A 21,438-nucleotide genomic window follows, 5' to 3' on the forward strand; every position below is an offset into this window, starting at 1 on the left:
AGGATGATAATAAGGTGACTAACCTGATCTTGCTGGCCCTGCTGCGGGAACGGCCTATGCACGGCTACGAGCTCCAGCAGCTCATCCAAACGAGCCGTATGGATACCTGGACGAATTTGCTGTCAGGCTCAATTTACTACGCCCTCAACAAAATGGAACAGGACGGTCTCCTGCGTACGGAAGCGGAGGAACGGACGGGCGCGCGCTTGCGCAAAATATATGCGATTACCGAAGCCGGAGAAGAAATGTTCCAACAGATGCTGCGCCAATCGCTGACCATAACCCCCCACTCCGTCAAATCCGATTTCTCCCTTGGCTTGTTATGGATCGAGCATCTGCCGCCGGAGGAGGCCCTCGGCCTGCTGCAGCAAAACTTGCGACAGCTGGAAGAGACACTCGACCTGTGGCGCGTCGGCAGAGAGATTAAAGGGCAATACGGCCTTTCGCCTATTGCCGAGGCCTCCTTTGACAACGCCATGGCGCTGCTGGAACTGGATATCCAATACGTGGAGCGCATTATCCGGCTTGTAGAACAAAGAAAGGCAGCAGATGCCTAGCTGCCTGCAGCTGCATCGGCAAGAAGCCTGCTCACGGCACAATAAGTGTCCATGTTTTGCAGGCGATTTTTTCACCATAATATCCAATGTTGGATATATAACTTTGAGTAAAGGAAGTGGATATGTCGATGAACTACTTGATTCAAGCAGATGGACTGACCAAAGTGTATAAGAAAAGACTTGTTATCCAAAACATCAGCCTGACCATTTATCCCGGCGAAATCATCGGGATCATCGGGCCAAACGGAGCGGGCAAGTCGACGACGCTCGATTTGCTGCTCGGGCTGCGACGCCCAGACCAAGGCACGGTGACATACGGGCATCCTGAGCTGGATCGCCAGATCGGTGTGCAGCTGCAGTCGACTCCGTTCTTCCCCGGCTACAGCGCCCTTGAAAATATGCGCCTATTCGCCGCCTTTTACGGTGTCAGGCTGAAAACAGACGCCATCATGGACCTTCTCGCTCAATGCGGCCTTGAGGAAGCTGCCAGAACCGATGCCTTCCGCCTGTCCGGCGGACAGCAGAAAAGGCTTGCCATTGCCATGACCCTTGTCCATGATCCCAGCCTCGTGTTTCTCGATGAGCCGACCGCTGCCCTCGATCCGCGGGCACGCCGAGAAATCAGGGAGCTTATTGCGCTGCTTGCAGAAAGCGGAACATCCGTCGTATTCACCTCGCATGACATGGAGGAAGTATACAAGCTGGCTACGCGAATTGTGATGATCGACGGTGGTATTTTGCGGGCAGATGGACGCCCGGAGGATTTATTGAAAGAATATGGAGCTTCTGGTTTGGAGGAGCTATACGTCCAACTAACAGAACCCATCCGCAAGGAGGATTGGGCATGATAACCGTATTTACAACAATGCTGCGGGGAATGCTGCGCGACATGCACACTTTGTTCTGGACGATCGCCTTTCCGGTTTTACTGCTGCTCGGCCTGGGCCTGTACTTTCAGCAGCCGGCCTATTCGGTCAAATTGCTCGGCGGCATACTGGCGATGAATGTGCTGTTCGGCGCGACGATGGTAACTGCCTTCAATGTAATGTCGCATCGCAATCGCGGCGTATATAAGCTGCTGCGCGCCACCCCTTTCTCAACCTCTGCCTTTGTTGCCGCCATGACCGCTGCGAGAACCGCGCTATCCCTGATCGTCAGCGCTGTGACTATCGCTGCTGCAAGGCTGATTCTCGGTGTTAGCCTCAGCCCCTTGAGCCTGCTGCTTATGCTTGTCGTTCTGCTTATCGGAACCGTCTGTTTCACGGCGATCGGCTTCATCGCAGCCAATCTGTCCAGGGATGAGAGCAACGTCAACATGATCTCGAATCTGATCAGCTTCCCGATGCTGTTCACCAGCGAAGCCTTTTACAGCCTGCAGCAGGCTCCGGCATGGATTCAGATCTTCGGTTCGCTTCAGCCTTTTCACTATTTCGTCCAAGCGATGAATCTAGCCCTTGATCCAATAGGTTCACTGCCGCAATTCGGCATCTCTATGCTGATCCTGGCCCTCTTCACTGTCATCTGCCTCGGAGCTGCCGTTCTGACCTTCCGCTGGGATAACGAAGCGCCAGCACGCCGGAACTCGGCAGCAACAATGTCAGGCGACCCATCCTAGCTTTGCAGGGCAAATAAACAGCATGCTAGTCTCTTCGCCGCCCGCGGTACTTACGCCTCTCCACTACATCATCATGATCGCGGCAAGGCCGAGGGCGACGATGCGGGCGGCATTGGTCAGCATAAAGTTCTGCACCGACAGACCGAAAGTAAACTGCTTGGTCGGCTGATCGGTGAACCGTTTTATATTTTTGCGGACCGGCAGGAATGTGAAGAGCACAAATGCCACAATAACCGGATGGACTCGAAGCGCGCACAGCACGATCAGATCCAGATAGGCAGCGTAGTAGAGCATTTTGAACAGGATCATCGCATTCGGACGGCCGATGTAGACGGGAAGCGTGTACCGTTTGTTCTCGATATCATCCTCCATATCACAAATATTGTTCGCCAGCATAATGTTGGCAATGCCAAGAATCGCCGGGATGGACACGAAGAAGACCAATATAACCTCCACAAGCTGAACCTGCAGCACAGCAGTCCCTCCAGTCAGCGTTAAGGAAGCAAAGCGTTCTCCGGCATGAATGTAAGCCGAGATAAAGATGATGACAAACCCCATGAACAGTCCCGAGAAAATTTCCCCTAGCGGCATGCGCGAAATGGGAATCGGGCCAAAGGAATACAGAATACCTACGGTAAATGACAAACCTCCGAGCAAAAGCAGCAGTAGTCCGACCTTCAGAAACAACAAGATGCCTGCGCCTACGGCCAGCATCAGCAGAATCGCGATGACCGCCACCACGGCCGACGGTTTGATGTTGTACTGTACAATCGCATTATGAACTTCATAGCCGTAGCCGTGCTTCTTGACCGCCTTGCGGTAATCGTAATAATTGTTGATCGCCGTCGTTGCCATATCGAAGCTCAGCAGGGAAACCAGCATCAATCCGAAATGGGAGGCATTGAACTGCTGAAACCGGAACAAAGCATACACCGTGCCAAGCAAGAATGGAATCATACTGGCGGCTTTCGTTTGAATTTCCACCAGCTTCAAAAACTTTTGAATCGCCATAGGTACCCCCCTTTTAGACCATCTATAGTTTTGTTTCCAAATTAGTCTGATCTTTAAAAAGAGGATATCTCATATTTTAAATATTTTCTGTTTCATAAGTCATTGACACGCATCCATTTTTCATTCCATAGTCCCATTATCCCGACCGTTATGACCGCTGTTTTCCGCGTAAAAAAAGGGTTTTCCCCGAACTATGCCGAAATGTAGGTATTACGGATTATTATTTCCTCCGGGGGAGGACCACATGATGACCATAAGAAGACATTTCTCTTATACAACAGGCATCATCTTTCTAGCGGGACTCGGGCTGGCACTGCTCAGTGAGTATCATCCTCTTCACTTGATCTTCGGTATTTCGCTCGTATTTACGAATTTGGTGCTGCTTCTGCTCACCCGTCTATATGGCGCAGGCTGGGGGCTGTTCACTGCTACGCTCGTCTATGCCGCTTCCATTTTCGTGTGGGGCAATCCGCTGTTTCAAGGAGTTCTATGGTTAGAGATTGTCTTTTTGTGCCTTTCAACACATTGGGGGAAACGCATCCGAACGACCATCGGAGCGGACTTCATTTTCTGGTCCGCGGCAGGTATCCCGCTTTTCCTCCTACTATATTATTTATCCTACCGCAGCCTTTCGATCGAGACATGGCTAATAGCGGCCATCTACATCTCGAATGGATTGTTCAACGTACTGGTCGCAGATGCGATTTGGGAATACCTCCCGAGTAAGTATTTTTACATCCACCGGGCGGACAGGGACAAGCCCATATATCTGAACAAGCTGCTGTACCATATCTTATTTCTTGCTATTGCCTTACCATTTGTGTTCTACCTGCTCATGAACAGCAGAAATACATATGATTCCGTTCGCTATAACTCACTGCAGGTGGCTCTGCATACGTCAAGCAGCATTTCCAGCGAGCTCGACCGCTGGAGCCCGGATGACATCCGCAGGCTCGAACATCCTGGCAAAGGCGGTCTCGAGGAACTGCAGCGTGTGATTGAATTCTTCTCGGCCGATCGGAGCTATCATATTATGGTGCTCGATCCCCGGCATGAACAAATCGTTGCTGATAGTGGAAATGATTCCCCTCAGCACTCGGTAACCAAGCTGCTGCCTTTGCCGACCAACTCGGTGATCCAGGGAGATTTATACCTGCATATGCCTGAGAAGCGGCTGCGATTGCTGCCGAATCAGGAATGGCAGGAAGCCAGCTACATTTACGGAACGACCCTGAAGCGCGTACCCTTCATTCTGTACGTGATGGTTCCTCTGCAGCCGTATCAGGAGCAAATCTACAGCCAGTACTTGACGCAGTTCATTTATTTGCTGCTGTTCATGATCGCGGCTGCGGTGGCCAGCAGATGGGTTACCCGCCGCCTGGTTCGGGGACTGTCGGAGCTTGCCGACATTACGACTGGACTGCCTAGCAAGGTGTATCATCTGCGCAGCCTCGAATGGCCAGAAAGCCGGATTTATGAAATCCGTTCACTGACCGTGAACTTCCGGCAGATGACCAATAAATTGCTGAGCATGTTCCAGGAATCGCTCACGAGCAACCAGCTTCTTCAGGAACAGACCTTCCAGCTGCAGCAATCCGAGAAGAAGCTGCAGGAGCTGGCGTATTACGATGGCTTGACCGGACTGCCCAACCGTCTGCATTTTACGGAGTATATCGGTTCCCTTGGCATTCATTACGGTCCGGAGCATTCATTTGCCGTCATGTTTGCCGATTTAAACCGCTTTAAGCAGATCAACGATACTTTAGGCCATGAGACGGGAGATATTCTCCTGCAAAAGGTAGCCTCCCGTTTCTCGCTGCTGGTTAGCGACCAGCTCCGCGTGTTCAGGCTTAGCGGGGATGAGTTCGTCTTTGTCTATCATTTTAATGATACCGCTTCCGTTCAGCAGGCCGCTCAAGCAATCTGCGATGCGCTGAATGAGCCCGTTACGATCAACGACGTCGTCCTGTACGTTTCCGTAAGTATTGGGATTAGTATCTATCCTTACGATGGCGATAATCTGGACTTAATTATGCGCAATGCGGATATCGCTATGTACGTAGCCAAAGAGCAAGGGGATAGCATCTATCATTTCTATGATCAAATGATCGAGAACCAGCGCTCCGAGAACATGAAGCTGGAGAACAGCTTGCGCAGCGCCCTTTTAACGGGTCAGTTCTCCCTGAATTATCAGCCGAAAATCGACGCGCATACAGGCCGCATCAGCGGTGCCGAGGCATTGATTCGCTGGCTTCACCCGGCATACGGATTCGTCCCTCCGGACAAATTCATACCCCTGGCCGAAACGTCGGGCATTATTATGGATATCGATGAATGGGTCGTCACTGAGGCATGCCGCCAGAATAAAGTCTGGCAGGAGCAAGGTCTCCCGCGGTTCCCGATCGCGGTTAACCTTTCTGCACGGCATTTCTATCAAGGCAATTTGATCGGAATGATTTCCCGCGTACTGAAGAAGACCCGGCTGGATCCACGGGATCTCATCCTCGAAATCACCGAAGGCTCGCTGATCAAAAGCGCGGAATATGTCATCAAGGTCATGGCGGATTTGCGCGCAATGGGCATCACCATTTCCCTGGATGACTTTGGCACCGGCTACTCCTCCCTGAGCCAGCTCCAGCGTCTGCCGATCCACGAGATGAAGCTCGACCGCTCGTTCATCCAGGGGCTCGCCCATGATCCGAAGAAATCGGCCATTGTGCGCGCCGTCATTGAGCTCGGCCATCATATGGAGCTGAATATTGTGGCCGAAGGAATCGAATCGCAGGAGGAGCTTCACTACCTGCGGAACCTGAAATGCGATCAATTCCAAGGCTATCTGTTCAGCGGCCCACTGCGGGAGAAGGAGTTTGCCCGGTTCGTGAAGCAATGGAACGGAAGCAAATGGCTCGGGTGACCCGCACAAGCAAAACAAACAAAAACCTCGCCGAGTGGCGAGGTTTTAATTTATAATTCCGCGTTTATGCTTCATGCGAAGCCACGCCTTCCTGCTGCGATAAATACTGCCGCACCCGGCTCTTCTTTGCGCCGTACATCGCTTCATCCGCCTGCCGGATCATTTCCTCCAGGTCCCCGGTGCCGCTTGGCGCCACACTGAAACCGATGCTCGCACCAGCGGTCAGCCGGTAACCCTGATACAAATACCCTTCGGACAGGCTCGCTTTAATGCGGTCAGCCACCTTAACCACCCGGGTTTCGTCTATGTCTACCAGCAGCACGAGAAACTCGTCCCCGCCGAGGCGGCATACCATATCCTGCTCACGCACAATGCCAGTCAGTCTATTCGCAATATCCTTTAACAGCAAATCCCCTGCATCATGGCCAAAAGTGTCGTTCACTTCCTTGAAGTCATTCAGATCGATAAATAGAACCGCCAGCGAAAGCTTTCCCTGACTTGCATATTCTTCGAAACGCTTGCTGAACAGCGTACGGTTTGGCAGCCCCGTCAGCTCGTCATGGTAAGCCAGATGCTCAATCTTCTCCTCCATCTGCTTCCGGTCGGTAATATCGATCATGACGCCTTCAAGACGTACCATATGGTTCAAATGGTTAAAATACGGCGTGCCGCGGTTTTGCACCCATTTCACCGTGCCGTTGCGGCAGATAATGCGGTATTCGCTTACCGCGCTGCGCCGGCCGATAATCATCTCCTGCTGAAACTTATGAAACTGCTCCTCATCCTCGGGGTATACCAATTCATCGAACTGATTGGAATTGCTTCTGAACGACTTGGCGGAGAAGCCAGTCAATTGCTCGAAGCCATCCGACACATCGGCCTTCATCGTGCTTAAATCAAGCGTCCAAATGCCGATAGAGACGCTGTCCAGAATCGTTCTCAGCCGTTCTTCGCTTTGTCCCGCCCGGCGCCAAAGATTACGCGTCAGCTTCGTATGGATCACCGAAAAGGCTGTAATAAACACGCCGTAAGAGATTAAGTAAGACACTTCCCTGCCCTGCAGACCAGGAAAAAGCACCTCCTGGTAGGCAAAGAAAAAATACACCGAAGAGAGGATAAATAAAATCCCGGAGAGGAGCACCGCCCGAAAGTCATGATAAAATAAGCTCAGTAGAGGTGCAAGGGCCATGAATATAAAATTCGGCAGATAAGGATCGCCTGTGATCAAAAAGTAGAAGAACACAAAGAGGAAACACACAGTCAGCAGCATGGTGAAAGAGGCCCAGCGTTTCTGCAGCACTACCCCTGTCAGGAGCGCAAGCAGAATCAGTCCGACCAGAGGATATACGGGAGCCAGCTTCCCTTCAACAATCAGGTTAACAATATTGGCAATGGCAAAAAATCCCCATAATATTTTCAGCATCAGCATGTTTTTTTGATGGATGAGTTCAGCTTCTTTATGCATTCATTTCACTCTTTCCTTGAATAGGCATAATGAACTACGTGTTAAATTATAGTATACCTGATCAGCATTTTTTTGCTAGACGCATCTTAGAAATGGACATCATTGACAACGGACAGCGCCCCATCCCGCTTCTTCGGCTGGATGGGGCGCTGTGTCTACCTTCTATCTATTTGGGCTTAGCTTGCTGCTGAGAGTATGCATCTTACGGTATATATTGCTGCACCATTTCGACGATAAGGCCGTCCTTCACCGTAATATGGAAAGGAAAGTCGCGGACATCGATCCATTCGGTATTCTGGAGAATGTTCTGGAATTGCTCCAAAGTAATCAGCTCGCCCCAACGAATATCCATATCCTCCACATCCCCCGTACGGTCATAAATCTGCATGAGGATTTTGACATCCTGCGCCACCTTGTAGCTAGTCAGCTCATGATCCTCATTGACGATATAGTATCCGTCCGGCGGCCCATCAATTCCTGCGTCCGGTTCATGCTCCAGAAAGGCCTGTTCAGCGGCCTCCCCTTCGTACCACTGGATTTCATCCGCAACCAGCTCATGTTTGCCGTTCGCCACAGTGTTCAACTGCTCAATATACACGACCTTGGTGTCAGGCGTCTGCTCGACCGGCGCATATCGCGGCTCCGCTGCCCCCGAACTGGACGTACTAAACGAAGACATCACGACGATAAGGACTAAAGGGATCATTACAGCCAGCCATTTTTTCAACATTGCGTTCTCCCGCCTTTCAAGTCTTCGAGACATATATAGTTAAAAGTCTATACCCTTTTATAACCATTTTCAGGTCGTTCAAACTAAAATGAAATGATTTCATCCTAATTATATGTTTTGGCGGGAGCAAAAGGGTCTCAATTATGTTAAAAGGGATGACAATATTTTATTTATTTCATTCATCAATGGGCCGGAAAAAACGCCAGCTGAACGATGAAGATTAACCCGAAAATGTAGAGCAGCGGGTGAACCTCTCTGCCTTTCCCGCTAACGAGCTTCAGAACCGGGTAGGTAATGAAGCCGACCGCAATTCCCGTGGCAATGCTGGCCGTGAGCGGCATCATTAACAGAATGGCGAAGGCCGGAAAAGCCTCGTCGAATTTCTTCCATTCAATTCTCGCCAGCCCTTCCATCATGAAGCAGCCCACGATAATAAGCGCCGGCGCCGTTATTGCCGGAAGCGAGGATATCGCCCCCACAAGCGGGGAAATAAACATGGACAACGCCAGCAAAACTGCCACAACGAGCGAGGTCAACCCGGTTCGCCCGCCTGCGGCCACGCCCGTGGTCGATTCGATGTAGGCCGTCGTCGGACTCGTTCCAAACAACGAGCCTACGGTCGTTGCCGTCGCGTCGGCAAGCAGAGCGGACTTGGCTCGCGGAAACTCGCCGTTCTTCATCGCCCCCGTCTGCTCGGCTACCCCGATCAACGTACCGGTCGTATCAAAGAGCGTGACAAGCAGGAAGGCGAACACCGTCGCATACAACCCCTGGCTGAATACGCCGGGCACATCCATGTCAAAGAACACGGGAGCCGGCGGGGAAGAGACAAAGCCGTCAAAGGTCAGCTGATGCGTAAAATAACCAACCAGCGCCGTAAGAGCCATTCCGATGAACAGCGCTCCCGTAATTCGCCGTGCCAGCAGGATCAAGGTAACAAACAGGCCGAAGATCGTCAGCAGCGTGACGGAGCGGTGCAAATCCCCAAAGGTCACCAAATTATCCGGATTCGCTACAACGATACCGGACATCCGTAATCCAAGAAAAGCTATAAACAAGCCAATCCCTGCCGTAATCCCGAATTTGAGCGAATCGGGAATGGCGCGGATCAGCGCTTCCCGCAGCGGCGTCAGACTGAGCAGCAGAAACAGAATCCCGGCGATAAATACCGTACCAAGCACCGTCTGATACGTTAGCCCAGTAGAAGCCACTACGCTTGTAAAATAAGCATTAAGACCCATACCCGGTGCAATCGCAATCGGGTGTTTGGCGAACAGCGCCATAAAGAGAGTACCGACGACCGCGGAAATGACGGTAGCCATGAAGACTTGCTTGAACGGAATCCCTGCCGCAGAGAGAATCGCCGGGTTGACGACCAGGATATACGCCATAGCCAGAAATGTCGTAATGCCGGCCAGCACCTCGGTCTTGACGTTCGTTCCGTGCTGCTCCAGCTTAAAATATTTATTTAGAGCCTTGTTCATATCAATCATAGTTCTCCCTTCTGTCAAAAGGCGTTATGTATTAGTATTAACCATTTTGAACCTCCCTTATTTTCCAGTGATCGCGCTTGTTAGTCAAGCCTGATTCTCACGTTATCCAAAGGTTTGTTCTCAAATTCACAAATAATATAGTATAATCTCATTAACTAGATTTAATAGGCCGTTCGAACTATAGACACGAACGAACCCGATTATCACTGAACAGACATACGAAGTTAAGTTAAAAGGAGCCAACTATGATGACTAGTAACGGTAAGCAGCAGAAATTCGCCCTAATCACGGGGGGCAGCCGAGGCATCGGCAAAGCGATTACGCTGGAGTTCGCCAAATCCGGCATTCATGTCATGATCAATTATTATGGCGATGATAAGGAAGCGGCCGATGTAAAGCGGCAGGCTGAATCCTATGGCGTGCGGGCAGAGGTGTTCCATGCGGATGTTAGCGACTCGGCCCAGGTCAAGGAGATGTTCGCGGCGGTTGACGAACATTTCGGAAGGCTCGATATTCTGGTGAACAACGCAGGCATTGCCCAGGCGGTAAAAGTAACCGAGATGACCGATGAACAGTGGGATCGCATGCTCAAAATCCATCTATACGGCGCCTTCTATACTTCCCGCGAAGCAGCGTCCCGCATGCTGGCCCAGAAGGCCGGAAAAATCATTAACGTCACTTCCGACCTGGCCAGCCAAGGAAGTGCGGAGCTAGCGCATTACTCGGCCGCGAAGGGCGGCGTCACTTCACTGACGAAATCGCTGGCAAAAGAGCTTGCTCCTTTTGTGCTCGTGAATGCCGTGGCGCCGGGCGGTACCTTCTCCGATGTCCGTTCATCGCTCGAGGAAGGAACACACAGCGGGGATTCCCGTCATCTGCTGGGCCGGTTGGCGTTCCCTCAGGAGATTGCGAGATCGGTGATGTTTCTCGCTTCGGACGATGCCAACATATACACCGGGCAGGTGCTGGGCGCTAACGGCGGCAGCGTGATGAACGGGTAATACGACATGGATGCCGAGCTTATTGCAGGTCAGGATTTATAGATAATCCAAAATCGGATACATCACGATCTAGAGATGTTACCCGATTTTTTGTCGAGACCGTTTATTTTTGCAGAAAAAGAGGGAGAGGAGAAGACATGAAACGGGTTTGTTCGACTGGAGTGGACATTATACAGGCCGATCTCATTTTTCAAAATAAAATAACCGTTAGTTCAGCCCAAATAGAAACAATGTTCCATAACCTAGCACCGTCAAACCGACCGACCCGAGCAGCCCTGCCCAGAATGGCTTAATCCCCAGCCGGCGGAATACAGCCAGATCGACCCCAAGCCCCAGCCCGGCCATGGCTACGGCAATCAGCAAATAAGCGGCTGCCACGATCAAACTGGCTGCATTACCGGGAATAACCCCCAGCGTATTCACTCCGCTCATGAGAAGAAATCCAAGGATAAACCAGGGAATTTGAATCTTCTGTCTGGTCTCCTCCGCCGCTGGCTGGGCATCACAGCTTGCCGATTGCCGGGCTTGCCGTTCCTTGCGGCGCATCCACATGCCCAGCCCAAGCGATACCGGCACAAGCATGGCTACCCGCGCCAGCTTAACGACAACAGCGATATCCTCGGCTTCTCTTCCTCCAGGCGCCGCTGCGGCGATGACATGAGCTATTTCGTGCAGCGTAGCTCCTGCGAATACCCCGTAGCCGTGAGCGGACAGACCCAACAGCGGATATAGAAGGCTGTAAATCAAAGTGAACAAGGTACCCAGAATAGCAACGACAGCCGCTCCGATCGCTGTCTCTTCGTCTTTGGCCTGTACCTGCGGTGCTATGGCGACGACCGCGGCAGCTCCGCATATCGCGGTTCCGCAGGCGGTCAGAAGCCCAAGCTTACCGGAAATCTTCATCCATTTCGCCAGGCTGGCCACAACGGCGATCGTAAATGCAATATGGAGCACCGCCATAACAAGCACCTTCGGACCTGCTTGAATAATACTTTGTAAGTTAAGCCTCATCCCGAGCATAATAATCCCGAGGCGAAGCAATTTTTTGCTGGAAAAGGAGACGCCGCCCGCAATCCGCTCGGGAACGCCGACGGCCGACCGCCAAACCAGTCCAAGCATAATAGCGATCACGAGATGTCCCATTACGCCTAGCAGCGGCAAGCTGGATAAATACTTCGCCGCCACAGCCAGCAGCACAGTTAATCCGATGCCCTGCACAAAACCGATGCCCTGTCTCCGTTTGAACGGTACAACCTTCGCCTGTGACTGTACAGTTTGTGCCATGAAAATCACTCCAAGACTCGTATTGTCGAACCAGCGCTGATTCATGTTTACTATAAATCCATGCACGCCGGATGTGAAATACGAATCTGCTATCTGAACCATAAGCAGGACTGATGATTCGGGACGATATCCTTATTCCGGGTTCAAAACGAAAGGATCATGGCACCGGATAGATTGAGACTCATCTCGAAGAAGGCTACAATGGGATTATCGAAAGGGGAAGTGAATATGATCGTCGACACCCTGCGTGTCTTTGTTACGGTTGCAGAACAACGTCATTTCTCAAAGGCCGCAGAACTTCTAAACATGTCCCAGCCTGGCGTTAGCCAGCATATTCGCAATATGGAGAACGAGCTCGGCACGAAACTGATGCTGCGCTCACCCAAACAGGTGAAATTGACAGAGGAAGGAACCATCCTATACCGGAAAGCCAAACAGATTTTAAGCCTGTACGAGGAAGCGAAGCAGCAAATCCATTTGCTGCATGAAGTGGTAACCGGCTCGATTCAAATCGGCGCCAGCTTTACGATCGGGGAATATATTCTGCCTCGGCTTCTCGCTAAATTTGCCGGACAGTATCCGGAGGTCGATCTTCAACTGACGATCGGCAATACGGAGGAAATCGTGGCGGGAATCCGCTCCAACGATCTCGATCTTGCGCTCGTAGAGGGCACTGTGGAAGAACATCCTGATTTGATCATCACTCCTTACATGCAGGATGAAATGATCGTTGTGGCGGCGAGGAATCACCCGTTAGCTGCGGCAGCGGCATTGGAGCCGGCTGACCTGGCCAATCAAAATTGGATCATCCGCGAAATCGGTTCGGGCACCCGCGCCTTTAGCGATCATTTCCTGCAGGCGAACGGATTGACCCCCAAGCGGTCCTATGTATTCAATAGCAGCCAGGGCGTGAAAGAGGCGGTTTCGGCAGGCCTGGGGATTGCCGTACTCTCGCGCCTGGCCGTCCGCAAGGAGCTGGGGAACGGGGAGCTCTGCGAGCTGGCAGTAAGCGGACCAGCCATGAAGCGGGAGCTGTCCGTCATTCGCAACAGACAAGGCTCCCTCACCTTGGCGGCCGAGATGTTCCAGCGGGAGGTACAGGAGCGGCAGCAGGCGGCGGAATGGACCTGTGATTTACCCGAACTGGCCGACCAACTCTAAGCTCAAGGCGTACGCCAGGTTGCCAGCGGGCGCAGGAAGCCGCCTTGAGGACTGGCCCCTACTCCGCTGTCCTGTTCCCCTCGTTCTCCACGTAATATTTGAGCATGGACAGCTTGTTGTCCCAAAATTGCTCAAAGTAATTCAACCAATACTGCAGCTCCTGCAGCGGCTCCGGGTCAAGACGGTACCTGGTCTCCCGGCCTACCTTCCGCTCCCGGACCAGCCCGGCTGAGGACAGGACATGCAGATGCTTGGATACGGCGGTACGGCTCATCGGAAAGTGTCCGCTGATCTCCTTAACGGGCATTTCCTGCCTGCTGAGCAAACTCAGCAATTGCCGGCGGGTCGGGTCGGCTATGGCCTGGAACACATCGTACTTCGGGGCTTCCGACATGCTCAGCCTTCCACGTAAGAGGCCAGCTTCTGCACCAATCCGCCCCAGCCTTGATCCATACGAGGACGCACAATGGAATGAGCCTCTCCGAACTCCGTAACCTGATCCGCGCTCCAGCCGCTGTGAATCAGCGTGAACTCCGTTTGCCCGCCTGCTTCTACCAGTTCAAAGGACAACGTCCAATCTTTCCCCCATGTAAAAGAAAGCCGATGCGGCGGCTGAATCTCCGTCACCTTGCAGGGCGAGTTGCCAAATGGCCCGGCATTCAGCACGAATTCGAACCCCTCCTTCGGTTCAAAATTGTTGGGCATAAACCAAGCAGCGATTCCCTCCGATGTGGCCACAGCCTCCCACACTTTGCCGATGGGTGCGTTCACTACAATCGTGCGCCGTATATCCGGAAGCGATCCGCCGTTTGTTTGTTGGTCTTTGTTCATATCCACACTGCTCCTTATCAATTGTTGATTTTATCTCTGCGCAGAATACGAAACCTTTTGGTTTCCAATCCAATGATATGACACCCAAAGGTTTCATGTCAAGCGCCAGATTTTACACCTTATCATGCCCGTCCCGCAAAAAGTCACCCCTTCTGTACTCTTGGTCATTCTCCGGTTCGAAGCCGAAAATAAAAGGCCGCACCTACTATGAAAGCAGATGCGGCACTCAGGCACATTACAGATATAAACAATTACTTCACCTTGATCTCCAGCAGCCTTGCCGTCTCCGGCTGCGGCAGAGCGACCTGGAGGACGCCTTCCGCTTCGTTCCACTGCCAGCTGCAATCAAATCCCTGCGGATAGGCGCAGCGAATATCAAGCGCTTTGCCCTGCAGCTGCGCCAGAGGCAAGCCAATTTGGGCAGACTCGCCGCGAACGCGCCAGACGGCCAGATAAACGCTGTCCTCATGGCGCATCCCCAGGCAGATCCACTCATCCTGCTGCTTCGGCAGCCCTAGCGGCCAGAAAGGCAGCGCCCGCGGGATATGATGGCGGATCGACTTATAGTAATCGAGCGCCTCTTTGACCAGCTCGCGGCGGCGCGGGCTTAGTTCGGCGAGATGTCCGCTTTGGTGTACCCGCAGCAGCAGGGCGTTCACCATATTGAACACGACTTCCTCATCATCGCCCTCGCGCAGCGGGTAAGACCAGATCGCCGATTGCTCCGGCGTAAGCGCCGAAGGCGACGCTGCCGCGATAGCCGCGTAATTTACGTAATTCTCCTGATCGCTCGTCGACTGGATACTGTGGCGGCTTAGCATGGCGTAATCCATCCGCATGCCGCCACTGGAGCAATTTTCGATGACCAGATCGGGATACCTTGCAAAGATCCGGTCCAGCCAGGCCAAATATGCCCGGTTGTGCTGAAGCAATCCGTCGCCATAGCTGTCGGCATCCTTCTCGGTGCCGATCCCCGCATTGATGTTATAGTCCATCTTGATATACCCTACGCCGTAATCCTCTACGAGCCGGCGGATCACTTCGTCCGCATGGGCGATGACCTCAGGATTCCGGTAATCCAGCTGGTAGCGGCTCCGATCCTTCACCCGCTTCCCATGACGCTGGAAGAACCAGCCGTCGTTCGTCTCCTTGAGCTTCGGACTGTTGATTCCCATAACTTCAAGCTCGAGCCATAAGCCGGGAACCATTCCCTTGCCGCGGATATAATCGAGCACGTATTTAATCCCTTCCGGGAACCGTTCTGCAGATGGGAGCCACTCGCCTACGCCGTCCCACCATTCGCCGGAGGCGTACCAGCCGGCATCAATACAGAAATATTCGCAGCCTACGTCTGCCGCCGCATCGATCAATGGCAGCAGCTTCTCGGTCGTCGGATCGCCCCATAGGCAATTCATGTAATCATTGAAAATAACCTGCAGTTGGCGGTTGTCTTCATTTGGCCGCCGAATCAATCGGCGGTAATGCGTCAATTGCCCAACCGCCTCGTCGACGGAGCCTTCCACGGCCCCAACCGCGACCGGAACCGAACTAAAGGTTTCGCCCGGTTTCAGCGAAATCCACCAATGGTTGTCGTGTTCAGTCGGTCCGCTGATCAATAGCGTCAGCAAATCGGACTGCTCGATAATTTCCCAGTGCCACGAGCCGTTATGCTCGATTTGCCAGAACAAGGCCGTTCCCGCCTCGCCATTTTCCAGAATCGCCATCGGAACATGCTCTGCTGCGGACCAGGAGCCGGTATTGCTGCAGGACACCCGCTTGGAGCCCCTGTCGATCAAATGCGACAGACCCAGCTCTGGCAAGCTGTACGTCCGCCACTGCAATTCGCTCTGCCAGCCATGGTGCGGAATCGATAGCCGCATTTTGTCGTCCCGAGCCCCTGAGCCTTCCTTATCAATTCCGGTTAGCGCGAAGCTGGAGACGTATTCTACGCCTACAGGCTGCGAGCCCTGATTGATCAGCTCGACCCAGCAGCGGACAACAGCCGTCCCATCATAGAACTGGAAATGCTGGACCGCCTGCAGTGAGGTCACCGGATCATTTAAGACGATTTCCAGCTTGCGTCCATGAACCGTCCGCTCGTCCCTATGCGTCACGTATTGCAGACGCAGGCCAGGATAACTGGCCCGGTGTGTTCTCCCGTGATATTCATCCCGGTCTTCGCCCGTCAGCTGCAGCTCGAGCAATCGCAAGCCTTTCTTATGCGTCTCGCTTAAACGGCTAATGATGCCCTCTACAGCCGGCCAAGGCGCAGCACCGAAATGAAGCAATAAAACATCGCGCTCGTCCGTTACCTCAAATACCAGCTGCAGTCCGTTTTCTTCCAGCGTTATGATTTGATTCACCGTCGTTACACTTCCTTTCGTTTGTTCACCGTTCATCTCCTAGATAAAACTTAACTCAGCACCGGGGAGTGCTGAGTTAAGAAAGAGAATATTAGGGTACGCAAAGTTATTCTGCAGAACCAAGTTGAATCCAAGCTTTTTGAATCTCGTCGATGGTTTTCTCTTTAGACTGATTTCCGCCAATGTACGCCTGCATCAGCTCACCGAATTTTTGGTGGAACGTATCCAGCGAGTAGTTGATTGCCAAGTCGCCAGACGGCTGTACTTGCAGAATTTCATCCATTTGTTTAGGCATATCCAGGTCTGGCAGCGGAGCATCCTTGATTGGAGGGATAACCTTCGCTACGCCGGAGAACCAGTTTTTTCCGTAATCGGAAGTATACAGCCAGTTGAAGAATTCAACCGTTTCTTTAACAACTTTAGAGTCTTTGTTAATGCGCAGAGCCTGGTCAGCACCGGTAATAATCGTCGCTTGCTCCGCTTTATCACTTACAGGATAACCTGCAATTCCTAGGTTGATGTCCGGATTGATTTTCTTGATGGCTTCTTCGTCCCACGCGCCTTTACCTGTCATGAACGCTGCTTTGCCGGAAGCAAAGTCGCTGACTTGGGCGTTGCTGTCGCGCTCAAGCGGCTTGTCTGTTCCATGCTTGATCGTTGTGTCGATGAACTCAAAGAAGTTATTGGCCAGAACCGGATGTTCAGCAAATGTCGTGTTGCCGGCGATGAAGCCGTCAACCAAATCCTTCGCGCTCATACTGGCATCCTGAGCTGCCGCATCCACGAAGTGTTGGAAAATGTGCTTCCATACCCACCACTCTTTATAAGCGTTGGCAAAAGGAGTGATGCCTTTCGCTTCCAGCTTGGTGATCGCATCTTGCAATTCCGCCGTAGTCGCAGGCACTTGCGTAATGCCGGCTTGCTCAAGCAGATCTTTGTTGTAGATCAGCGTGAAGAGGTTGCCTTTAATCGGAAGACCCAGTACTCTGCCGTCGGAGGAAGACATGTTCGAGCGAACAGCATCCGTCATAGCGGCAGCTAGCGGCTCACCTGTCAAATCCGCGCTGTATTCCGCAAAAGTATCAATATCTCCGCCGGCTGTCGTTTGGAATACGTCCGGCGTGCTGCCTGCCGCAATTCTGGATTTCAGGACCGTATTGTAGTCGGCCTGCATGATTTCCAGGTTGATCGTTACGTTAGGCTTAACTTTTTTGTACTCTTCGATATAAGCATTAAACGCGTCTGTATATTCTGGAGAAGCTGTAAACATGTTAATCGTTACGGGCTTGGAAGAATCAGCGTTTCCGCCCTCTCCTGCTGCGCCGTTTGTCCCATTATTGGCTGCCTTGTCGCCGCCGCAGGCTGACAGAAGTCCCATCAACAGCACCAAACTGAATGACATGGCCAAAAATTTCTTCTTCATAAGTTTTTTTACCCCCACTTTCATTGGTTAGTATGTCTATGAGACTATTCTAAAGAAATGGGCTCTTGATAAAAATGTAGATAAGTGGCAACTTGAGGGTAAAAAAGTGTAGTCCTCCCCCTGTTCACTTTTTCTCCCCTTCCTGCCTCATCCGGTACTCTGAAGGCGACACTCCGTAGTAGTTGCGGAATGCCTTGCTGAAATAGTTCTTGTCCTTATACCCCAGCATCTCTGAAATTTCCTGGATTTTCAAAGACGGATCGTCCAGGAGCACACAAGCCTTATCCATTCTTACCTTCTGCATGTACTCATGAATCCCGAACCCGAACTGCTGCTTGAAAAGCTTCATTAAGTATTCCCGGCTCAGGAAATATTTCTCGGTAAACATGGAAATTTTAATATCCTCGAAATAATGCTGGTCGATGTATTCCTTAATATCCTCGATATGAAAAGGCCGGTTAACGGTCATCGACTCCCGGATCTGCTCGCTGTAATAGTCCAGAATGCGATGAAGCAGCTGCTCGTATTCGTCTGTTGTGCTGAAATCTCCGCTTAATCCCGCTGCATCAAGCGAGCTGCGGGATCCGGTCGCGGGGAGCTTGGCGGAGGAAACGCCCAAATCCAGCGCCATATCGTTGAACAGGACGATAATATCGCGAATCATGCGCTCGGCTTCTCCCAGTGTAAAGCTGTCGGCCTCTTTGATTTTCTTCGTAAAGTCTGCGAAAACGATCCTGGCATGATTCATATTTCCGGATTCAAGGGCAGTTCTTAGAATAGGCATCCGGCTAGTCAAAGACATCGGCTCAGGCGTTCCTGCTCTCTCCTTGGCGCCAAACACGGTTGTCCCCTTGAGCCTATGGAGGTCGATAGCCATAATCGAGGAGCGCGCTTCATCGTAAGAATCGGCTAACTGCGTAACCTCTTCGTACACATGCCCAATCCCTGCCGCTGATACGATCCCGAACAGGTCGCTTAGCGTATGCCCAACCTTTTTCATCAAATAGTCGGCACGGAAAGCAAGATCCTCCGGATATCCTCCCTGCATCGTAAAAATCGCGATGATTTCCCTGTCCTGCTTCGGATTAGGGAAGCTGAAGCACAGGTCGTCCTCTGTCGCCACCTCGTTAATGACATTCGCCACGGCGAAATAGAGCAGCTCCGTGTCCCGGTTAAAGCGCTTGTCGCGGACATGCTGCATATTCAGAAGCTGCAATACGAGCGCGCCAAAACGGTTATCCTCCTGATCGGCACCGATGAGCGGAAGAAACGCTTGGTTGCTCTGCTTCTTGAAGCCCCGCCCGAGGATGGACAAATAAATTTTCTCCTTCAGTTTAGGCAGGGACATATTAAAGGCGATATTCCGTGTAATCAGCTCGCTATGCGTCTGCCGCTTCGCCTCCAGCACATCAATCGCCTTGCGCAGCGCTTGGTTCAGATCCTGGCGGTTAATCGGCTTCAGCAAGTAGTCAACGACCTTGGAATGGATCGCCTGCCTTGTAAATTCGAAATCATTGTAGCCGCTGATGACGATCGTCAGCAGTTCGGGATAATCCTGCTCCACAATGCGCAGGAACTCCACCCCGTTCATCTCCGGCATTTTCATATCTACCATCACGAGATCGGGCTGATGCTTCTTTAGCATGTCCAGCCCGGCAACACCGTTCGTAGCCTCCCAAATCTCCCCGACCTGCAGTCCTTTCCAATCGCCCAATATTTTAATGGCCTCGCGCAGCGGCTCCTCGTCGTCAATGATGAGTACTTTATACATGTCCTACGCCTCCCCGCGGTATCCTCATCGTCATTTCCGTCCCTGATCCATCGCTGTGGATTGCAAGTCCCGATTGATCGCCATATAACAGCTTCAATCGGGTATTCAAATTTTTCAGACCGATATTCTCCCCTTCCTGCTCCTCCCACTCTACTTCAAATGTATCCAATATTTGCTCCAGCCTGTCCGGAGATATGCCCGGACCATCGTCATAAACCGAAATAATGGCATGGCTCTCGCTCACCGTGGCCCGAACGACAATTGTAACCGGCGTGGATACCTTCTCCACCGCATGCTTGATCGAATTCTCTACCAGGGACTGGATGGACAGCTTGGGAATTTGCAGCTCCATCAGCGATTCGTCCCACTCGATATTTACCCGAAGGCGGCTGCCGAATCTAGCGCTTTGCAGCGCCAGATATCTCTCGATATGCTTCAGCTCTTCCCTAGCGTATACGATATCTTTGCCGCTTATGCAGTACCGCAGCGTCAGCGCCAAAGCGTCCACCATATCGGCCACATCGTCGTTTCCGCTCTTCAAGGCCTTCGTAGATATCGCCTGAAGCGCATTGTAGAGAAAATGAGGGTTAATTTCCGCCTCCAGCGCCTTCAGGATCGCATTTTTCTCGACGAGCTTCATGCGATAGCGTTCATTGATCAGATCATTTGTCCGCCGCACCATCTGATTGAAATGCATCGTTAAGTAAGCTATCTCATCATTGCCCTGCACGGGGGCCTCCGCATCAAACGTCCCTTCACTGAACCGCCGCATATGGCGCGAGAGCCGATTTAGCGGCCTGGTAATGGCATTTGAAGTCAAAGTAACGAGAATGACCGATATGACCAGAAAAATAAAGCCGGTCAAATAACTCAAATTCCGCGCTTTCGTAGCTGCTTCATAGATGCTGCTGTATGGGATCGGCTTGATCAGCTTCCAGCCGTCCTGCTGCCCTACGTCATACACGACGAGGTACCGCTTGTCCCCATCCGACCAGGTGACAGGGCTGCCTGAGTCATCGCCAATGTTCTGGAACCAGTCGGCCGAGCTGATCGCCTCATAAACCTCCAAATCATCCATGTGAAAAGGCACGTTGTCTGGGTCGAGGTACATGAGATGTTCTCCCTCTTCGAACGGAATGTCGCTCATAATGCTGTCCTTCACCGTCGGCTTCAGGTAGAACGATAGCACCGCCCGCGGCTCCCGCGAGGCAATCGAGCGCAGCACGCGGTGGTAACCCATGAATTCCGGCTCGGTAATCATCGTATATCCGCTAGTCGCATCCGGCAGGACGAAGGATTGGAACGAACGGTTCTGCGGACTGTTCATCGCCTCCTGGTACCACGGCTGCTCATCGATGCCGCCCTGATAACCGGATCTGACCGTTATATTGTAGGCCTCGCGGCTAATCGAATAATATTTTTGCTGATCGATCAAATACAAATAAATGCTCTCCAGGTCCTTGCGGCTGTAGAACAAATCCCTTAAATAATCTTCGAGATACATTCTGGCGGCATAATCATTGCCCTCTTGCATGACAGCCCGAATAATCTCGTCATATTTGTTGTGGGGCAGCGAGAACTGCTCGATCCCATCCAGGTAATCCTCCAGCTTCTGATTTACCAGCATCAGGTTGTTCGTCGTACTGGCAATGCTGTTGCTGACCGATTCCTTCTGGAGCATTTGATAGGAAATGACCGTAAGCGATCCCACGATAAGTATAATAATGGATGTAAAAAGCAAGTTTAGCTTATTGACTAATTTGCGAGACATCCGCTCAATAAGCGATTTCATAGCTGCGGTTAAACTTTTGATCATCGC

The 21,438-nt window shown here is 51.9% G+C and carries 17 protein-coding genes; 6 read left to right on the forward strand and 11 right to left on the reverse strand.

The window, feature by feature from the left end; translation table 11 throughout:
- The first annotated feature begins 14 nt into the window (after window positions 1-14).
- The 3 genes from MKX50_RS23605 (at window position 15) to MKX50_RS23615 (ending at window position 2,172) form a co-directional block, all read left to right on the forward strand.
- Window positions 15-557, forward strand: coding sequence for a PadR family transcriptional regulator (locus MKX50_RS23605; RefSeq protein ID WP_339157911.1), 543 nt, complete (start codon window positions 15-17; stop codon window positions 555-557).
- A 128-nt stretch (window positions 558-685) separates the two neighbouring features.
- Entirely contained in the window at window positions 686-1,405 is a 720-nt protein-coding gene (locus MKX50_RS23610; RefSeq protein WP_339157912.1) for an ABC transporter ATP-binding protein, read from the forward strand.
- Window positions 1,402-2,172, forward strand: coding sequence for an ABC transporter permease (locus MKX50_RS23615; RefSeq protein ID WP_213591260.1), 771 nt, complete (start codon window positions 1,402-1,404; stop codon window positions 2,170-2,172). Before MKX50_RS23610 ends, MKX50_RS23615 begins: the two co-directional genes overlap by 4 nt.
- 63 nt (window positions 2,173-2,235) lie before the next feature.
- Here MKX50_RS23615 and MKX50_RS23620 read toward each other — a convergent pair whose 3' ends face one another.
- Entirely contained in the window at window positions 2,236-3,183 is a 948-nt protein-coding gene (locus MKX50_RS23620; protein ID WP_213591261.1) for a 1,4-dihydroxy-2-naphthoate polyprenyltransferase, read from the reverse strand.
- Between the two features lie 244 nt (window positions 3,184-3,427).
- On the opposite strand from MKX50_RS23620, the gene MKX50_RS23625 reads away from it, so the two are divergent.
- Window positions 3,428-6,097 (forward strand): EAL domain-containing protein, encoded by a 2,670-nt coding sequence (locus MKX50_RS23625; protein WP_213591262.1) that lies wholly within the window; start codon window positions 3,428-3,430, stop codon window positions 6,095-6,097.
- A gap of 64 nt (window positions 6,098-6,161) precedes the next feature.
- On the opposite strand, the gene MKX50_RS23630 is transcribed toward MKX50_RS23625, so the two are convergent.
- The 3 genes from MKX50_RS23630 to MKX50_RS23640 all read right to left on the reverse strand — a co-directional run bounded on the left by MKX50_RS23630 (window position 6,162) and on the right by MKX50_RS23640 (window position 9,785).
- Complete coding sequence (locus MKX50_RS23630; protein ID WP_339157913.1) at window positions 6,162-7,562, reverse strand: sensor domain-containing diguanylate cyclase; 1,401 nt, start codon at window positions 7,560-7,562, stop codon at window positions 6,162-6,164.
- A gap of 202 nt (window positions 7,563-7,764) precedes the next feature.
- A complete protein-coding gene (locus tag MKX50_RS23635) occupies window positions 7,765-8,292 on the reverse strand; it encodes a hypothetical protein (RefSeq protein ID WP_339157914.1) in 528 nt (175 codons plus the stop codon).
- A 182-nt stretch (window positions 8,293-8,474) separates the two neighbouring features.
- Window positions 8,475-9,785, reverse strand: a complete 1,311-nt coding sequence (locus MKX50_RS23640; RefSeq protein ID WP_280530417.1) for an NCS2 family permease — start codon at window positions 9,783-9,785, stop codon at window positions 8,475-8,477.
- A 245-nt stretch (window positions 9,786-10,030) separates the two neighbouring features.
- Here MKX50_RS23640 and MKX50_RS23645 point away from each other — a divergent pair, with 245 nt between their 5' ends.
- A complete protein-coding gene (locus MKX50_RS23645; RefSeq protein WP_244996434.1) occupies window positions 10,031-10,786 on the forward strand; it encodes an SDR family oxidoreductase in 756 nt (251 codons plus the stop codon).
- Window positions 10,787-10,993: 207 nt separating this feature from the next.
- On the opposite strand, the gene MKX50_RS23650 is transcribed toward MKX50_RS23645, so the two are convergent.
- Entirely contained in the window at window positions 10,994-12,070 is a 1,077-nt protein-coding gene (locus MKX50_RS23650) for a YeiH family protein (protein ID WP_213591268.1), read from the reverse strand.
- Between the two features lie 159 nt (window positions 12,071-12,229).
- Here MKX50_RS23650 and MKX50_RS23655 point away from each other — a divergent pair, with 159 nt between their 5' ends.
- Window positions 12,230-13,231, forward strand: coding sequence for a LysR family transcriptional regulator (locus MKX50_RS23655; protein ID WP_339157915.1), 1,002 nt, complete (start codon window positions 12,230-12,232; stop codon window positions 13,229-13,231).
- Window positions 13,232-13,289: 58 nt separating this feature from the next.
- Here the strand turns inward: MKX50_RS23655 and MKX50_RS23660 are convergent, their stop codons facing one another.
- From MKX50_RS23660 to MKX50_RS23685, 6 genes are all read right to left on the reverse strand, one after another.
- On the reverse strand, window positions 13,290-13,625 hold the full coding sequence (locus MKX50_RS23660) for a metalloregulator ArsR/SmtB family transcription factor (RefSeq protein WP_213591270.1): 336 nt from the start codon (window positions 13,623-13,625) through the stop codon (window positions 13,290-13,292).
- A gap of 2 nt (window positions 13,626-13,627) precedes the next feature.
- Complete coding sequence (locus MKX50_RS23665) at window positions 13,628-14,062, reverse strand: SRPBCC domain-containing protein (protein ID WP_283926188.1); 435 nt, start codon at window positions 14,060-14,062, stop codon at window positions 13,628-13,630.
- Between the two features lie 251 nt (window positions 14,063-14,313).
- Window positions 14,314-16,425, reverse strand: coding sequence for an alpha-galactosidase (locus MKX50_RS23670; RefSeq protein ID WP_339157917.1), 2,112 nt, complete (start codon window positions 16,423-16,425; stop codon window positions 14,314-14,316).
- 106 nt (window positions 16,426-16,531) lie between these two features.
- Window positions 16,532-17,848: an extracellular solute-binding protein gene (locus MKX50_RS23675; RefSeq protein WP_213591276.1), complete on the reverse strand. Its 1,317-nt coding sequence runs from the start codon at window positions 17,846-17,848 to the stop codon at window positions 16,532-16,534.
- Between the two features lie 124 nt (window positions 17,849-17,972).
- Window positions 17,973-19,619: a response regulator gene (locus MKX50_RS23680; protein WP_339157918.1), complete on the reverse strand. Its 1,647-nt coding sequence runs from the start codon at window positions 19,617-19,619 to the stop codon at window positions 17,973-17,975.
- On the reverse strand, window positions 19,612-21,435 hold the full coding sequence (locus MKX50_RS23685; protein WP_339157919.1) for a sensor histidine kinase: 1,824 nt from the start codon (window positions 21,433-21,435) through the stop codon (window positions 19,612-19,614). The genes MKX50_RS23680 and MKX50_RS23685 overlap by 8 nt, the downstream gene beginning before the upstream one ends.
- Between the last annotated feature and the right edge of the window lie 3 nt (window positions 21,436-21,438).

This window comes from Paenibacillus sp. FSL W8-0186 (assembly GCF_037969765.1).
Lineage (GTDB): Bacteria > Bacillota > Bacilli > Paenibacillales > Paenibacillaceae > Fontibacillus > Fontibacillus woosongensis.

Coding starts and splice junctions, on each gene's coding strand:
- MKX50_RS23660 (WP_213591270.1), bottom strand. CDS start 13,625: ATGTCGGAAGCCCCGAAGTACGATGTGTTCCAGGCCATAGCCGACCCG.
- MKX50_RS23615 (WP_213591260.1), top strand. CDS start 1,402: ATGATAACCGTATTTACAACAATGCTGCGGGGAATGCTGCGCGACATG.
- MKX50_RS23685 (WP_339157919.1), bottom strand. CDS start 21,435: ATGATCAAAAGTTTAACCGCAGCTATGAAATCGCTTATTGAGCGGATG.
- MKX50_RS23665 (WP_283926188.1), bottom strand. CDS start 14,062: ATGAACAAAGACCAACAAACAAACGGCGGATCGCTTCCGGATATACGG.
- MKX50_RS23640 (WP_280530417.1), bottom strand. CDS start 9,785: ATGATTGATATGAACAAGGCTCTAAATAAATATTTTAAGCTGGAGCAG.
- MKX50_RS23630 (WP_339157913.1), bottom strand. CDS start 7,562: ATGCATAAAGAAGCTGAACTCATCCATCAAAAAAACATGCTGATGCTG.
- MKX50_RS23620 (WP_213591261.1), bottom strand. CDS start 3,183: ATGGCGATTCAAAAGTTTTTGAAGCTGGTGGAAATTCAAACGAAAGCC.
- MKX50_RS23610 (WP_339157912.1), top strand. CDS start 686: ATGAACTACTTGATTCAAGCAGATGGACTGACCAAAGTGTATAAGAAA.
- MKX50_RS23675 (WP_213591276.1), bottom strand. CDS start 17,848: ATGAAGAAGAAATTTTTGGCCATGTCATTCAGTTTGGTGCTGTTGATG.
- MKX50_RS23680 (WP_339157918.1), bottom strand. CDS start 19,619: ATGTATAAAGTACTCATCATTGACGACGAGGAGCCGCTGCGCGAGGCC.
- MKX50_RS23625 (WP_213591262.1), top strand. CDS start 3,428: ATGATGACCATAAGAAGACATTTCTCTTATACAACAGGCATCATCTTT.
- MKX50_RS23645 (WP_244996434.1), top strand. CDS start 10,031: ATGATGACTAGTAACGGTAAGCAGCAGAAATTCGCCCTAATCACGGGG.
- MKX50_RS23635 (WP_339157914.1), bottom strand. CDS start 8,292: ATGTTGAAAAAATGGCTGGCTGTAATGATCCCTTTAGTCCTTATCGTC.
- MKX50_RS23650 (WP_213591268.1), bottom strand. CDS start 12,070: ATGGCACAAACTGTACAGTCACAGGCGAAGGTTGTACCGTTCAAACGG.
- MKX50_RS23655 (WP_339157915.1), top strand. CDS start 12,230: ATGGCACCGGATAGATTGAGACTCATCTCGAAGAAGGCTACAATGGGA.